This window comes from Labrenzia sp. THAF191a (assembly GCF_009363335.1).
Taxonomy (GTDB): domain Bacteria; phylum Pseudomonadota; class Alphaproteobacteria; order Rhizobiales; family Stappiaceae; genus Roseibium; species Roseibium algicola.
Window position 1 is genome coordinate 5174450 of sequence record NZ_CP045333.1, and the last position, 14059, is coordinate 5188508.

The 14059-nt window shown below is 58.5% G+C and carries 17 protein-coding genes; 10 read left to right on the top strand and 7 right to left on the bottom strand.

Annotation, left to right across the window (positions count from 1 at the left end; translation table 11 throughout):
• Positions 1-43 precede the first annotated feature (43 nt).
• The gene (locus tag FIV05_RS23780; RefSeq protein WP_152511220.1) at positions 44-1108 is read right to left on the bottom strand and encodes an NUDIX domain-containing protein; all 1065 of its coding nucleotides are present in this window, start codon (positions 1106-1108) and stop codon (positions 44-46) included.
• Positions 1109-1361: 253 nt separating this feature from the next.
• Between FIV05_RS23780 and FIV05_RS23785 the strand changes: the two genes are divergently transcribed.
• A complete protein-coding gene (locus FIV05_RS23785) occupies positions 1362-1565 on the top strand; it encodes a YgaP-like transmembrane domain (protein ID WP_031270681.1) in 204 nt (67 codons plus the stop codon).
• A gap of 124 nt (positions 1566-1689) precedes the next feature.
• Here FIV05_RS23785 and tdh read toward each other — a convergent pair whose 3' ends face one another.
• From tdh to FIV05_RS23805, 4 genes are all read right to left on the bottom strand, one after another.
• Entirely contained in the window at positions 1690-2715 is a 1026-nt protein-coding gene (gene tdh, locus FIV05_RS23790) for an L-threonine 3-dehydrogenase (protein WP_209010104.1), read from the bottom strand.
• A gap of 11 nt (positions 2716-2726) precedes the next feature.
• Positions 2727-3914 (bottom strand): glycine C-acetyltransferase, encoded by a 1188-nt coding sequence (locus tag FIV05_RS23795; protein ID WP_152511222.1) that lies wholly within the window; start codon positions 3912-3914, stop codon positions 2727-2729.
• A 157-nt stretch (positions 3915-4071) separates the two neighbouring features.
• The gene (locus tag FIV05_RS23800) at positions 4072-4698 is read right to left on the bottom strand and encodes a LysE family translocator (protein WP_152511223.1); all 627 of its coding nucleotides are present in this window, start codon (positions 4696-4698) and stop codon (positions 4072-4074) included.
• Between the two features lie 46 nt (positions 4699-4744).
• Complete coding sequence (locus FIV05_RS23805) at positions 4745-5128, bottom strand: RidA family protein (protein ID WP_023003872.1); 384 nt, start codon at positions 5126-5128, stop codon at positions 4745-4747.
• An 84-nt stretch (positions 5129-5212) separates the two neighbouring features.
• Between FIV05_RS23805 and FIV05_RS23810 the strand changes: the two genes are divergently transcribed.
• Complete coding sequence (locus FIV05_RS23810; RefSeq protein WP_152511224.1) at positions 5213-5743, top strand: Lrp/AsnC family transcriptional regulator; 531 nt, start codon at positions 5213-5215, stop codon at positions 5741-5743.
• Between the two features lie 24 nt (positions 5744-5767).
• Here FIV05_RS23810 and FIV05_RS23815 read toward each other — a convergent pair whose 3' ends face one another.
• A complete protein-coding gene (locus FIV05_RS23815) occupies positions 5768-6328 on the bottom strand; it encodes an XRE family transcriptional regulator (RefSeq protein ID WP_023003870.1) in 561 nt (186 codons plus the stop codon).
• Between the two features lie 132 nt (positions 6329-6460).
• On the opposite strand from FIV05_RS23815, the gene FIV05_RS23820 reads away from it, so the two are divergent.
• Both FIV05_RS23820 and FIV05_RS23825 read left to right on the top strand, forming a co-directional pair.
• Positions 6461-6829 (top strand): hypothetical protein, encoded by a 369-nt coding sequence (locus FIV05_RS23820; protein WP_062491737.1) that lies wholly within the window; start codon positions 6461-6463, stop codon positions 6827-6829.
• Positions 6830-6975: 146 nt separating this feature from the next.
• Positions 6976-8646: a formate--tetrahydrofolate ligase gene (locus FIV05_RS23825; RefSeq protein WP_152511225.1), complete on the top strand. Its 1671-nt coding sequence runs from the start codon at positions 6976-6978 to the stop codon at positions 8644-8646.
• A gap of 376 nt (positions 8647-9022) precedes the next feature.
• On the opposite strand, the gene FIV05_RS23830 is transcribed toward FIV05_RS23825, so the two are convergent.
• Positions 9023-9535, bottom strand: coding sequence for an anthrone oxygenase family protein (locus FIV05_RS23830; protein WP_152511226.1), 513 nt, complete (start codon positions 9533-9535; stop codon positions 9023-9025).
• A gap of 87 nt (positions 9536-9622) precedes the next feature.
• Between FIV05_RS23830 and FIV05_RS23835 the strand changes: the two genes are divergently transcribed.
• The 6 genes from FIV05_RS23835 to FIV05_RS23860 all read left to right on the top strand — a co-directional run bounded on the left by FIV05_RS23835 (position 9623) and on the right by FIV05_RS23860 (position 14056).
• On the top strand, positions 9623-10240 hold the full coding sequence (locus tag FIV05_RS23835) for a TetR/AcrR family transcriptional regulator (protein WP_152511227.1): 618 nt from the start codon (positions 9623-9625) through the stop codon (positions 10238-10240).
• Positions 10241-10418: 178 nt separating this feature from the next.
• Entirely contained in the window at positions 10419-11123 is a 705-nt protein-coding gene (locus tag FIV05_RS23840; protein ID WP_031270674.1) for a B12-binding domain-containing protein, read from the top strand.
• Positions 11124-11149: 26 nt separating this feature from the next.
• Entirely contained in the window at positions 11150-11797 is a 648-nt protein-coding gene (locus FIV05_RS23845; RefSeq protein WP_209009772.1) for a DUF1638 domain-containing protein, read from the top strand.
• Positions 11798-11910: 113 nt separating this feature from the next.
• Positions 11911-12213 (top strand): virulence factor, encoded by a 303-nt coding sequence (locus tag FIV05_RS23850; protein ID WP_031270670.1) that lies wholly within the window; start codon positions 11911-11913, stop codon positions 12211-12213.
• Positions 12206-13099 (top strand): methylenetetrahydrofolate reductase, encoded by an 894-nt coding sequence (locus tag FIV05_RS23855; protein ID WP_152511229.1) that lies wholly within the window; start codon positions 12206-12208, stop codon positions 13097-13099. The genes FIV05_RS23850 and FIV05_RS23855 overlap by 8 nt, the downstream gene beginning before the upstream one ends.
• Positions 13100-14056 (top strand): methyltetrahydrofolate cobalamin methyltransferase, encoded by a 957-nt coding sequence (locus tag FIV05_RS23860; protein ID WP_152511230.1) that lies wholly within the window; start codon positions 13100-13102, stop codon positions 14054-14056. It begins immediately after the preceding gene.
• The last annotated feature ends 3 nt before the right edge of the window (positions 14057-14059 follow it).

Sequence of the window (14059 nt, forward strand, 5' to 3'; positions counted from 1 at the left end):
CGTGACAGGTGCGTTTGCCTGCGGGCCTCCCCCGCGGGCGCTGTTACAGGTCCGCCATCAGCTGGATGATGGACCAGTGATCTTCGAAGAACTGCTCGGACTTCAGGTCGCCCAGGCGATGCCAATTGGCTGACCGGGCATCGTCACCACCCGTAACTGAAAACAGTTCGCGCCGTTCAGGCAGACGAAACAGAAACGCGTGGGTGATGATGCGGCCACGCAACGACCGGTCAGGATGGTCGAACACCCTTGTCTTGGTTCCGTCTATGAAAGACGCCAGCATCGCCGGGGGGATTTCTCCCTTGTGGTCGCTGATGGCGGTTTCTTCCTTCAACTCGCGGATCGCGGCATCCTTTATGCTTTCACTGGGATCAAGGAAACCGCCGGGCAGAGCCAGCAACCCCTTGCCGGGAGCCTGGCCGCGCTCGACCAGAAGAATGTTTCCGGACTGGATGACGACGGCATCCACCGTCACGAACGGTCCCCTTCCCCATTGCCCGGGGTAGGCATCCAGGTACTCGGCCTCTTCCAGTAGTGCACGAAAGGTCTCCGTCAGAACGAAGGCTTCCAGCCACTCCACCACGCCGGCCGACAGAACCGACCGCGATATGACCGGGATACGCTGGAACAACTGCCTGCGCACGTCTGTCGACGAGAAGGTGCCGTATTGGCTGGCCAGCTGCACATTGCCCCATTCGGGAAACAGCTTGAGATAGTAGCTCGTGCGGTCCTTGCCATAGCCTGCAAGCGCGATCTCGATATCCTGCAAACCATGCAGAACGACACCGCCCTTGTTGTAATCGGCAAGCACGGTTTCATTGACGGCCCGCTGAACCTCGGCGCACCAGGCAGCATCCGAATAGGGATGATCTGAAACAGGCTTCAGGATCAAACGGCCGGTGGTCAGCTCGTGCTTGAACACCTTTGCAAACATTTCTTCGCGTTCGGTGTACGTGAAGGGATTTCGCGGTGTGCGCGCCTGACCTGAAGACCCGATCAGCACGATCAGCGTATCGACTTGTTCCAGCGCAGATCTGATGACGGCTTCATGGCCGGCATGCAACGGCTGAAAGCGGCCGACAAAAACACCGTAGTGAAATTTGGACATTCGAGCCTCCCTCGAATTTATGGAATGCAGCCGAACTCCTCGGCCGCCATTTACCTAATACTCATTTTGAGCATTAGCAAGATAATAATGCTCAAAATGAGTATTATTATCTTGTCGATCCGTAAATTACCGCGATTACGCCGGTGAGGTCCCTGCCTGGCGATATGTCACGCCGGAACCAGGGACCTGTTCAACGAGGTAAAATAGGCGCATAATTTCTCTGTTTCGAATAAATGAAACTTAGGAGAATACGATGACCGTCGAACGCGCCATTCTTCTCGTTGTCGGCCTGCTGATACTCGCGTCGGTATTGCTGGCTGTCTACGTCAACCTCAATTGGCTTTGGCTCACCGGAATTCTCGGCGCCCATCTCGTCCAGGCGTCCTTTACCGGACTTTGCCCGGTGGTGATGGTCCTGAAAAAGCTGGGTTTGCCGCAGAAATCCGGCTTCGCCTGAAACGGTGCAACGCCGCCAGAAAAGAAACGCGCACGAAAAGATCGCCCTCGATCTGATCGAAGGCGATCTTGCGTCACGTGATTGTTGATATAGCTGCTGAAGCTCCCTTCGCCATTCAGCCGGCTCAGGTCCAGCTGAGGACTACCTTGCCGGCTTCGCCGGACTTCATGGCAGCAAAACCTTTTTCGAATTCATCGACACCAAACCGGTGCGTGATGACATTGCGCACGTCCAGACCGTTCTGCAACATGGCAATCATCTTGTACCAGGTCTCGAAAATTTCCCGGCCGTAAACGCCCTTGATCGTGATGGCCTTGAACACGATGCGTGACCAGTCGACCGGCGACTTTCCGGGTGGGATACCAAGCAGCGCGATCCGTCCGCCCATAACAAGGTTCTCGACCATCTGATCGAGCGCTACCTGACTGCCGGACATTTCCAGGCCGACATCGAAGCCTTCCTTCATGCCGAGTTTCTTCTCGATGCCTTTCAGATCTTCCCGGGCGACATTGACCGGCACCACGTCGGCCACCTTCGTTGCAAGGTCGAGACGGGCCTGATTGATATCGGTGATAACGACATTGCGCGCCCCGACATGGCGGGCAACAGCAGCGGCCATGATGCCGATCGGGCCAGCCCCGGTGATCAGAACATCCTCTCCAACCAGATCGAAACTGAGGGCGGTATGAACCGCATTGCCGAGCGGGTCGAGAATGGCGCCGATCTCATCGTCGATCTCGTCCGGCAAAGGCACAACATTGAAGGCTGGCAGGCGCAGATATTCTGCAAAGGCGCCCTGCTCGTTGACACCTATGCCGCGGGTTTCCGGATCCAGATGAAACTTGCCCGCGCGAGACTGGCGTGAGTGCCGTCCGATCAGGTGCCCCTCGCCTGAGCATCGCTGGCCGATTTCAAGGTCGGTCACGTTCTTGCCGAGTTCGACAATTTCGCCGGCGAATTCGTGACCGGTGATCATCGGCACCGGCACGGTCTTCGACGCCCAGTCGTCCCAGTTCCAGATGTGAATATCCGTGCCGCAAATACCGGTTTTGTGGATCTTGATCAAAACGTCGTCCGGACCGATTTCCGGCACCGGCGCGCGGGTCATCCAGAGGCCCTCCTTCGGCTCGGACTTGGACAGCGCCTTCATTTGGTTGCTGGTCATGACAGAACCCCCGTCGCCTTGCCGGCCTTTTCGAAGGCTTCCAGCGCGCGGTCGAGGTCTGACCGGGTCAATGCCGCGTTCATCTGGGTTCGAATGCGGGCCTGACCGCGCGGCACCACAGGAAAGAAGAAACCGGAGACATAGACGCCTTCCTCAAACAGCTTTGCCGCCATTTCCTGGGCCAACTTTGCCTCGCCCAGCATCACCGGAATGATGGGATGCTCGCCCGGCAGAAGCGTGAAGCCGAGCGCTTCAAGGCCCGCACGCCAATAGCCGGCATTGTCGAAGAGGTTCTTGCGCAGATCGTCCCCCTCTTCCACCAGGCGGATGGCTTCAAGACCGCTCATGACCACTGCCGGTGGCAGAGAGTTGGAGAAGAGATAAGGCCTTGCTCGCTGGCGCAGCAGGTCAATGACCGGCTGAGGCCCGGCAATATAGCCGCCAATACCGCCGCCCAGCGCCTTGCCGAGTGTTCCTGTCAATATATCGACATCGACCCCGAAATGAGCCGGGGTGCCCTTGCCCTTCGGTCCCATGAAGCCGGTCGCATGACAATCGTCGACCATCACCACGGCATCATATTGCCTGGCCAGTTCGGTCACGCCAGGCAAGTTGGCCAGATAGCCGTCCATCGAGAAGACACCGTCGGTCGCGATCATGATGTGGCGGGCACCGGCAGCCCGAGCCTCCTTCAGCTTCGCTTCCAGATCCGCCATATCGGAATTGGCGTAGCGATAGCGCTGGGCCTTGCACAGGCGAATACCGTCTATGATCGACGCGTGATTGAGCGCGTCCGATATGATCGCGTCCTCTGGGCCGAGCAAAGGCTCGAACAAGCCGCCATTTGCATCGAAACAGGCCGCGAACAGAATGGAATCGTCCTTGCCGAGAAACTCGGCCAGACGCTGCTCAAGTTGCCGGTGAATATCCTGGGTTCCACAAATGAAGCGCACGGACGCCATGCCGTAGCCCTTCGGCTCAAGAGCCTTGCGGGCCGCCTCCTCGAGAGCCGGATGATCGGCCAGACCCAGGTAATTGTTTGCACAAAGGTTGATGACCTCGCGCCCGCCAACCGTGATCAAGCCACCCTGCGGCGAGGTGATCAACCGCTCGCGTTTGTAGAGCCCTTCGGCCTCGATTTCTTTGAGCGTCTCGGAAATATGCGACAGAAAGGCATCGGACACTGGGCTTCCTCCGGCAAAATGGATATTTCCTCCACTATGCCGGATATTTGTCCGGAATAAAAGATTCGATTTCCGGTATCACGGATTCTTGCAACCACCCTTCTACCAAATCCAGGTGGTCGCATCAGCCTTTCCGGCCAGGAAATATCCGCAGATACTAACGCATAACAGTGACACCCGCCATTCGGAAACCTGCATAGAGCAAGGCAACCCCGGCGCATTTGTTGACGAGACCTACAACCCAGTTCTTCATCTCGCCACGGGTCAGACGATCCCCCAGAAAGGCATATGCCGTGTAGGATGTCAGGTCGATCAGGAAAGTCGTCATGCCCATGATGAGGATCTGCGGAACAATGGGTGCATTGATGTCGAGAAACTGGGGCAAAATGGCTGCGAAATAGAGCAGTGCCTTCGGATTGGCGAACTCGATCACAAAGCCCTGGGCGAACAACGCCTTCAGGCTCGACTGACGCCCGCACCGTTTGACACGGATTGCGCCCGCCGGCGTGAAGAGTGCGGTCAGACCCAGCCAGACGAGATACCCTACACCAGCCCATTTGATTACCGAGAACACCAGGTTGGAGGCAATGATCAGTGAGGCAATGCCGGTTGCCGAAAGCGCAAAATAAACGGCATTGGCAGACGCAATACCAAAAACGCCACCAAGTGCCCGACGCCCACCATTCGCCGCCCCTTGCGACGCGACGGCCACCGCCGCCGCACCGGGAGAGAAAACCACGACAGCTGTCGTGACAAGAAAGATCAGATACGTATCGAACTGCATTGCTTTCTCCTGCGCTCGCCAGATTTGCCGAGAACTGCTGCTTCGCCTAAGCGGCCGCGACAATTTCGATTTCGATCATCCACTCGGGTGTCAGCGTTCGAACCACAATGGCCGTGGTCGGGACGCGCCGGGCGCCCAGCGCCTCCAGTCGTGCGGCCTGGTTCTTTTCGGCATGGTCCGGATCTGAAAGATAACTGGTGACGCGAACGATATTGTCGGTCGTCATGTCCGCTTCAGTCAGGATCCGGCGCAGATTCGCCCAAACCAGATCGAGCTGCTCTTCCAGGCTCTCCGGAGCCCGGCCGATTACATCAAGCCCCATGGTGCCGCTGACGAAGAGCAACCGCCCTGCACCGGTCACTTCCAGGGCATGCACATAATCCGGTGTTGCCGGGTAAATGCCCTTGTCCGGGTTGATTGTCCGCTCCATCAAGCCGAAGATCCTTCTTCCGAAATCTGTTTCGGACATGACTGTTCAGACGAACACGATTCACCGCAACAAGGATCTGGCCGAATGAAATCAAATAAAGAGACCATTCAGAAAAACAGCACTCCCGGCCGCCCCGTGGATGCATTCGACCGAAGAATATTAGGCGAGCTGGTGCGCAATGCCCGGCAGACCTATGCCGAGATCGGGACCAAGGTCGGGCTGTCCGCACCGGCGGTGCATGACCGGGTAAAGCGGATGATCGCGTCCGGAACCATCTCCTCCACCAACGCCGCCATTGATCCCATGTCTGTCGGCAAACCGTTTCTGGCTTTCGTGCATGTGGATGCCAGCGGATGGGGCAAGAGCGAGCAGATGATGAAGCTGCGGGACTTTCCGGAAGTGGAAGAACTCCATTCGGTCACGGGCGACTGTTGTGTCATCCTGAAGGTGCGGACGGCCAATGCCGACGCGATGGAACGCTTCCTTGCACAGGTCTATGCCCTGCCAGGCGTAAGGGCGACCAGAAGTTATGTTGTGCTGACGACGTATCTCGACCGGCCGGTGCAGGCGGAAGTCACGGAAACCTGGCCTGATGTGCCGCTGCCGGCTGCGTGAAGGTCAAGGAAGCGCGCGCGGCCTTCAGAACTTAATCACCATCAGGATCGCCCGAGCCGGGCCGCCCACGGCTGCAATGCAATGGGGCACGTCGGCGGCGTAGCGAGCCGTGTCCCCTTTTCCGATGACACCTTTGGCCACACCGGACGTGACTTCAAGCTGGCCGTCTTCGGCTATCAGTTGCTCCCGCGTTCCACGTTCGTGCGGTTTGCTGTCGAGCTTTCCATCTGCCGCGAATATCAGCTCATAGATTTCGAACCGGCCAGTGTCCTGCGGTGGTGACAGGATGCGGATCTTGCAACCGTCTCCCGCCCTGTCGAGCGCCGGGGTCTGATGTTCGTGCACGATCTCGACCCGATCCTCGGCCGCCTCCTCCCCCAGAAGACCTGCAAAGTCGACATTCAGGGCCCTGGTCAGATTGAGCAGGGTCGCGACAGTCGGGTTGGACTCCCCGCGCTCGATCTGGCTTACCATGGAGCGCGAAACGCCGGAAAGCTTTTCAACGGCCTCGAGCGAGAGCCCCTGGGCACGCCGCGCTTTCTTCAGGCGGGCTGGCAAACGGGAGAGAATGTCTGAATCTGTCATTGCGGAACTAAAATCCGTTTCGCCAGATATTGCAATTTACTTTTCCTGTCATCCAACTGTCACAAATCATGTAAGCTTTCCCTTGGCCAGGACCTGAAAACAGGATTGGCCATCGTCTTCCGGGGGGAACACATGAAAGCGATACCACGTCTTTATTTTGCCACGGCCGCACTCTTTGCCCTGATCGGCATGGCCTGGGGCATTCACATGTCCGCGACCACTGATCACACGCTTGCGCCAGCGCACGGGCATCTCAACCTGATCGGCTTCGTGATGATGGCCGTCTTTGGTGCCTACTACGCCCTGGCACCAAAGGCAGCCGCCTCGCGCCTTGCACTCATCCACTACGGATTGTCGGTTCTCACCGTCATCGTACTGGTGCCCGGGATCGTATTTGCGATCAACGCCGAAGGGGAAATCATGGCCAAGGCCGGCTCTGTTCTGGCGGTTCTGACCATGCTGGTTTTTCTCGCAACAGTGCTGCGCAACCGCGCCGATTGAGTTGCCGTCGCTTCCGGGGCGCATCCTGTCGCTTTCGGAACATTTGCTGCACCGCCCTCTCCCATAGCGTTCCGGCACAAGTCGGGGCGGTGCAAAACCGCATCCGGAAAACAAGAAATCGGAAACGCTTCGGAGAGAGAGAACCCATGGCCAGCGATATTGAAATTGCCCGTGCAGCCAAGATGAAACCCATTCAGGAGATCGGCACACGGCTGAATATTCCCGAAGACTCTCTCCTGCCCTATGGGCGCACCAAGGCCAAGATTTCTGCCGACTACATTGCCAACCTCAATGGCCGCAAGAACGGCAAGCTGATTCTGGTGACAGCGATCAACCCGACCCCCGCAGGCGAAGGCAAGACGACCACAACGGTCGGTCTTGGCGACGGTCTCAACAGGATCGGCAAGAACGCGATGATCTGCCTGCGTGAACCTTCGCTCGGCCCTTGTTTCGGCATGAAGGGCGGCGCAGCCGGTGGCGGCTATGCCCAGGTCGTCCCGATGGAAGACATCAACCTGCATTTCACCGGTGACTTCCACGCCATCACCTCTGCCCACAACCTGCTCGCAGCCCTGATCGAGAACCACATCTACTGGGGCAACGAACTGGGCATCGACATTCGCCGCGTTGTCTGGCGCCGGGTGATGGACATGAACGATCGCGCACTGCGCTCCATCGTCTGTTCGCTTGGTGGCATTGCCAACGGCTTTCCTCGTGAAGCAGGGTTCGACATCACCGTTGCGTCCGAAATCATGGCCATCCTCTGCCTGGCGACCGATCTCGAAGATCTGCAAAAGCGGCTCGGCGACATCATCGTTGCCTACCGGCGCGACCGCACGGCGATCACCGCGCGCGAACTGGAAGCAGACGGAGCCATGACCGTGCTGCTGAAAGAAGCAATGCAGCCGAACCTGGTGCAGACGCTGGAAAACAACCCCGCATTCATTCACGGTGGCCCCTTCGCCAACATCGCACACGGCTGCAACTCCGTGGTTGCCACCCAGACAGCCCTGAAGCTGGCCGACTATGTGGTGACGGAAGCTGGCTTTGGCGCAGATCTCGGTGCCGAGAAGTTCTTCGACATCAAATGCCGCAAGGCAGGCCTCAGCCCGGATGCGGTTGTCATCGTCGCCACCATCAAGGCCTTGAAGATGAATGGCGGTGTTGCCAAGGAAGACCTCGGCAGCGAGAACGTCGAGGCCGTGAAAAAAGGCTGTGCCAACCTTGGCCGCCACATCGAGAACGTCAAGCAGTTCGGTGTTCCGGCAGTTGTGGCCATCAACCACTTCACTGCAGATACGGAAGCGGAAGTTCAGGCCGTGCGGGATTACTGCGCCGAATTCGGCGTTGAAGCGATCCTGGCGACCCATTGGGCCAACGGCTCCGCAGGCACCGAAGAACTTGCCACCCGTGTGGCAGCCCTTGCCGAAAGCGGCGCGGCGCAGTTCGCACCGCTCTACGACGACAGTCTGTCCCTGTTCGAAAAGATCGAAACCATCGCGAAACGGATCTACCGGGCAGACGAAGTTCTGGCAGACAAGTCCGTGCGCGACCAGCTCAAGCGTTGGGAGGCCGACGGGTTCGGTCATCTGCCGGTCTGCATGGCCAAGACCCAGTATTCCTTCACGACCGACCCGCAGCGCCGGGGCGCACCGACCGGCCACAGCCTGCCGGTCCGCGAAGTCCGCTTGTCGGCAGGGGCCGGTTTCATCGTGGTGATCTGCGGTGAAATCATGACCATGCCCGGCCTGCCGCGCGTGCCGTCAGCCAACCACATCAAACTGGACGAAAAAGGTCAGATCGAAGGTCTGTTCTGATCATTCGGGATTAATGCCTAATACCAGAAAAAGGCGGGTCTCAAGACCTGCCTTTTTTTGTGGCGCTCGGTCCACGGTCTCTCAGCCTGCGGCGGAGTGACATCGCCTCGAACGCTGCACAAGAGGAACTGAAACGGCATGGATGCCATGGTCGAGCCATGGCATGACGAAGATAAGGCAAAGATGGAGCGGTTTGCCTGCCAACAAATTGCATAATCCATCAAAGAAAGTACCAATCCGTCACGTCCTCCGTCATTGCAGGGCTCGACCCTGCAATCCATACCGAAACATCGCCTCGAACGAAGGCCGCACTTGCGTAAGTCAAACAAAGCGAATGCCATGGTCGAGCCACGCATGAAGAAATTTGAGATTGTGGCTAGGCAGTGCGATGTGGGTTTTGGCCAAGCAGAACAAGACCGATTGCAGCCAACAACAGGGAAAGGCCTGAGAAGACAGTCCGTGTCTGGTTCCACACCTGCCAAGGCTCGGAATAGGACCGCCAGAGCATTGCCGCTTCATTCAATTTTTCCGGGATCGCGGCCTCAGCAAGCTCGAGGTTCATGGGCACGTTGACCAGGAACGTCAGCATGATGCCGCCCAGCGCATAGACGATTGCTCCACCTACAAAGGCACCCCCAGCTGCGCGCCGGCCAGACAGCAGGCTGAAGACCCCGGCAAGAGCAAGAACGAAAGGCGTGCCGAAGAAAGCGGGCGCAAAAACAGCGTTGCGAACGGAAGCGTTCATGGCCTGCATGGCTGCTATCGCAATGCGAGGATCAGTGGCATCCAGGCCCCACATGGTTGAGCAGACCCAGGCATAGAAGAAACCGAAGATGGCCCCGGCAAAAACAATCGCCAGGAGACCGGTACCAAGTGCAAGTCGATACATCCCGAACTCCTAAACCGTAATTGAGTGTACGGATTGTAATTTCCGTAACATTGATTACGGTTTTGAGCAAGCGACGGAGAGAACGACATGCGGGCAGAAGCCAGGGAACGACGGAAAGCTGCCATAGAAGCGGCGGCGATCGAATTGCTGCTGGATCAGGGCTATGACAACCTGTCGATGCTGGCAGTCGCAAAAAAAGCAAAGGCCTCCAACGAAACGCTCTACCGCTGGTATGGCGACAAGACCGGGTTGTTCAGCGCCCTGGTGGATCGCAATGCGGAAAACATTCGCCAGTCACTTCGAGAGTGTATCGAAAACGCCTCGTCTCCCACCGAAGCGCTGCGGAACTTCGGCCGACGTCTCCTGGGCGTTCTTTCGAACCCGGCCGCAATCGCTCTCAACCGTGCCGCTGCCGCCGACACGACCGGCACGCTTGGAACTGCCCTCGCGCAAAGCGGTCGCGACGCGATCAGGCCGCTCGTAATGGACCTTGTTGCGCAGGTTCAGGGCGACGGACTGCTGACAGGCCTTGAGACGGAAACCGCGGCGGAAATCTATCTTTCCCTGCTGATCGGCGATCTTCAAATCCGGCTGGTGACACGCGCCGTGGCTGAATGGTCGGAAAACGACATCGACGCCCGTGCGGAAACCGCCTGGCGGGGCGTAAAGCTTCTTTCGGCAGGCAGCGCCACTGCCCTCTCGTAAGTTTAGACAGCTACAAACATTTCCCGTCAGCGCACAAAATTGACGTTGAACGGCCTGGCTTGATTTCCCTGTCGCGTAAACGACTAGCCGTGTCGCTTTGGAGATATCGGCGAATCCGGCTTGAGGCATAAGGTTTTGCACTAAGTTGATGGCCCGTTGTGCCTGGTTGGAGCTGCCCATGTCTGACGAAGACGATATCGATCTCGCCTCCCTTTCTGACGACGAACTTGTCGAGCAGATGCATGACGACCTCTACGACGGTCTTCAGGAAGAAATCACGGATGCCGTGAACATCCTTCTGGAACGTGGCTGGGTACCTTACGACATCCTGACCAAGGCCCTTGTCGAAGGCATGCGGATCGTCGGCGTCGACTTCCGTGATGGCATCCTGTTCGTTCCCGAAGTGCTGCTTTCCGCCAACGCCATGAAAGCCGGCATGGGCATCCTGCGTCCGCTGCTGGCGGAAACCGGTGCACCGAAGGTTGGCAAGATGGTCATTGGCACCGTGAAGGGCGACATCCACGACATCGGCAAGAACCTTGTCTCGATGATGATGGAAGGCGCCGGCTTTGAAGTGATCGACATCGGCATCAACAACCCTGTCGAAAACTACCTTGCGGCCATTGAAGAGCATCAGCCGGACATTCTCGGCATGTCGGCTCTTCTGACCACCACCATGCCTTACATGAAGGTCGTGATCGACGAAATGAAGGCCAAGGGCATCCGGGACGATTATATTGTGCTCGTTGGCGGTGCCCCGCTGAACGAGGAATTCGGCGAAGCCGTCGGTGCTGACGGTTATTGCCGCGACGCGGCCGTTGCTGTGGAAATGGCGAAAGATCTGATCGCTCGCCGCCACAACATGCTGGCCAACAAGGGCTGACGGCAATGTTCAAGGAGGCTGCCGAAATGTTGGTGGGCGAGCCTCTCTTTCCGGTTGAAACGGATGGGAGCGCGGACGACAAGGCCGGCCGCGTTCTTGTTATTGCCTGCGGGGCTCTGGCACGCGAAATCGTCGCCATCCGCGAAAAGAACCGCCTCGATCATCTCGACATCACCTGCCTTCCGGCGAAGCTTCACAACTCGCCGGAAAAGATCCCTGACGAAGTCCGCCGGGCCATCCTCAAGAATGCGGACACCTATTCCGACATTCTGATCGCCTATGGCGATTGCGGAACCGGTGGCCTGCTCGACAAGGTGCTGGAAGAAACCGGCGCGAGACGCATCGATGGCGCGCACTGCTATGCCTTCTTCACGGGGATAGACGAATTCGACCAGATGGAAGACGACCAGCTCGGCACCTTCTACCTGACCGACTTCCTGGCCCGTCACTTCCAGACCATGGTCATCGAACCGCTCGGCCTCGACTGGCACCCGCATTTGCGGGACATGTATTTCGCTCATTACACCCGCGTTCTTTACCTTGCGCAGACCGATGACCCTGCCCTTGAGGATGCGGCCCGGCGCGCGGCGGATCGGCTGGGTCTGCCGTTTGAAATGCGCCGGACCGGGTATGGATTGCTTCAGCCGTTTCTGGGCAAGGGCCCGGCGGACTGAGCGTCGCAAAATAGCATCCGGACAAGTCGGTTTTTCACGTGATGATGCCGCTATCAGGCGTCCTGGATCAGCCAGCTTCCGGCAAACATGTTTCTCAGGAGGAAAGTCCGAGAATGGCGCAGAAAATCATCGTTTATTGGCGGGACATCCCGGCACAGATCCTGGTGAAACAGGGGCGCAAATCCGCCCGACGGGAACTGCCGGCCATGTTCATGGAAGCCATTGATGCCTGCGCGATGAGGATCGGTGCGAAGGACAGCGACGCCTACATGGCGGAGTGGCGCCGGACAGACCCGGTCTCCGTCACGGACGACCTGGAAACGGAAGCGGATGCAGCCCTGACCGACCTGGTCTCGGCCTATCCGAAAGAGAGACTGAAAACCCTGCTCGCAAATGGAGGCTCGGAACATGACTGATCAGCGCCTGTTGGCCAATGGGCGGCTTCCCGCCTCTACCGAAATGTCTCCCAAGCAGGTGGTCGAAAAGACCGAGCTTCTGGAATTTATTCCGGCGGGCACGCAGGTCTATGTCACGGATCTGGGCAACTGCTCGGAAGACATGATCGTCGATGCCGCCCGCATCCTGCGCGACAACAAGCTGACCGCCGTTCCGCATATGGCGGCCCGCCGGTTCGCCAGCCGCGAGGACTTCGAGCGCCGCATCACGCGTCTGACCCAGGAAGCAGGTGCGACCGAGGTTCTGGCCATTGCCGGTGAAGCAGAAAAAGCCGGCCCCCTCACCTCATCTGTCGCCCTTCTGGAGACAGGCCTCTTCGACAAGCTCGGCATCAAGAAGATAGCCGTTGCAGGACACCCGGAAGGCGCACCGGACATCAAGCCGGACGTCATCAAGAGCTTCCTGCAGCGCAAACACGATCTTGCCCGCGAAAGCGATGCGGAATTCCGCATTGTCACCCAGTTCGGTTTCGATCCGCACCGCGTCAGCCTGTGGCTGGACGAGCTGCGCGAATGGGGCAACGAGTTCCCGGTCCATGTCGGCGTTGCCGGTCCGGCAAAGATGACGACCCTGCTGAAATACGCCGCTTTTGCCGGTGTTGAAAATTCCTTCAACTTCCTGAAGAAGCGCGGCGGCGCCGTCGTCTCCATGCTGTCAGGCTACGATCCGGACACGATGGTCGATCCGCTGGAGACCCGCGTCACCAGCCAGCCGAACACCCAATTGGCCCAGATTCACGCCTATCCCTTCGGCGGTGTCCAGAAAACCGCTGAGTGGCTGCACAGCCGCGGGAGCTGGTCTTTTCAAACCTCGTCTTCAATCCTGACTGCCAATGAGAGCGCATAAATGACCCGCACTGTTGTCGCGTCCGCCACCAAGGAAATCATCATCGGTTTCGATCAGCCGTTCTGCGTGATCGGCGAGCGGATTAACCCGACCGGCCGCAAGAAGCTGGCGGCGGAAATGGCCGAAGGCAACTTCGAAACCGTCAAGGCCGATGCTCTGGCCCAGGTGGCTGCCGGCGCGACCATGCTCGACGTCAACGCAGGCGTGACAGCGGTCAACCCGAACGAGACCGAACCACCGCTGCTCGTCAAAACTCTTGAGATAGTTCAAGAACTTGTCGACGTTCCCTTGTCTATCGATTCATCCGTGACCGCCGCCATCGAAGCCGGCCTTGCCGTTGCCAAGGGCCGTCCGCTGGTCAACTCCGTGACCGGTGAAGAAGAGAAGCTGGAAGCGATCCTGCCGCTGATCAAGAAATACAACGTGCCGGTCGTGGCCATCTCGAACGACGAGACCGGTATCTCCGAAGATCCGGACGTTCGTTTCGAAGTCGCCAGGAAGATCGTTCAGCATGCTGCCGACTATGGCATTCCCGCACACGATATTGTCGTGGACCCGCTGGTGATGCCGATCGGCGCCATGGGCACCGCAGGTCAGCAGGTATTCCGGTTGCTGCGCCGTCTGCGTGAAGAGCTGAAGGTCAACACGACCTGCGGCCTTTCCAACATCTCCTTCGGCCTGCCGCATCGCCACGGCATCAATGCCGGTTTCATTCCGATGGTCATCGGTGCCGGCATGACCTCCGCGATCATGAACCCGTGCCGCCCGCAGGAAATGGAAGCCGTACGTGCGGCGAACGTGCTCAACGGCACTGACCCGAACTGCCAGGAATGGATCATGACCTACCGAGATCACCAGCCTGCTGCTGCAGGTGCGGTTGCAGCACCTGGTGAAGGTGGTGCGTCTGCGGGCGGTCGCCGCCGCGGTGGACGCGCGGCCCGTCGGTCCGCCGGCTGAGCC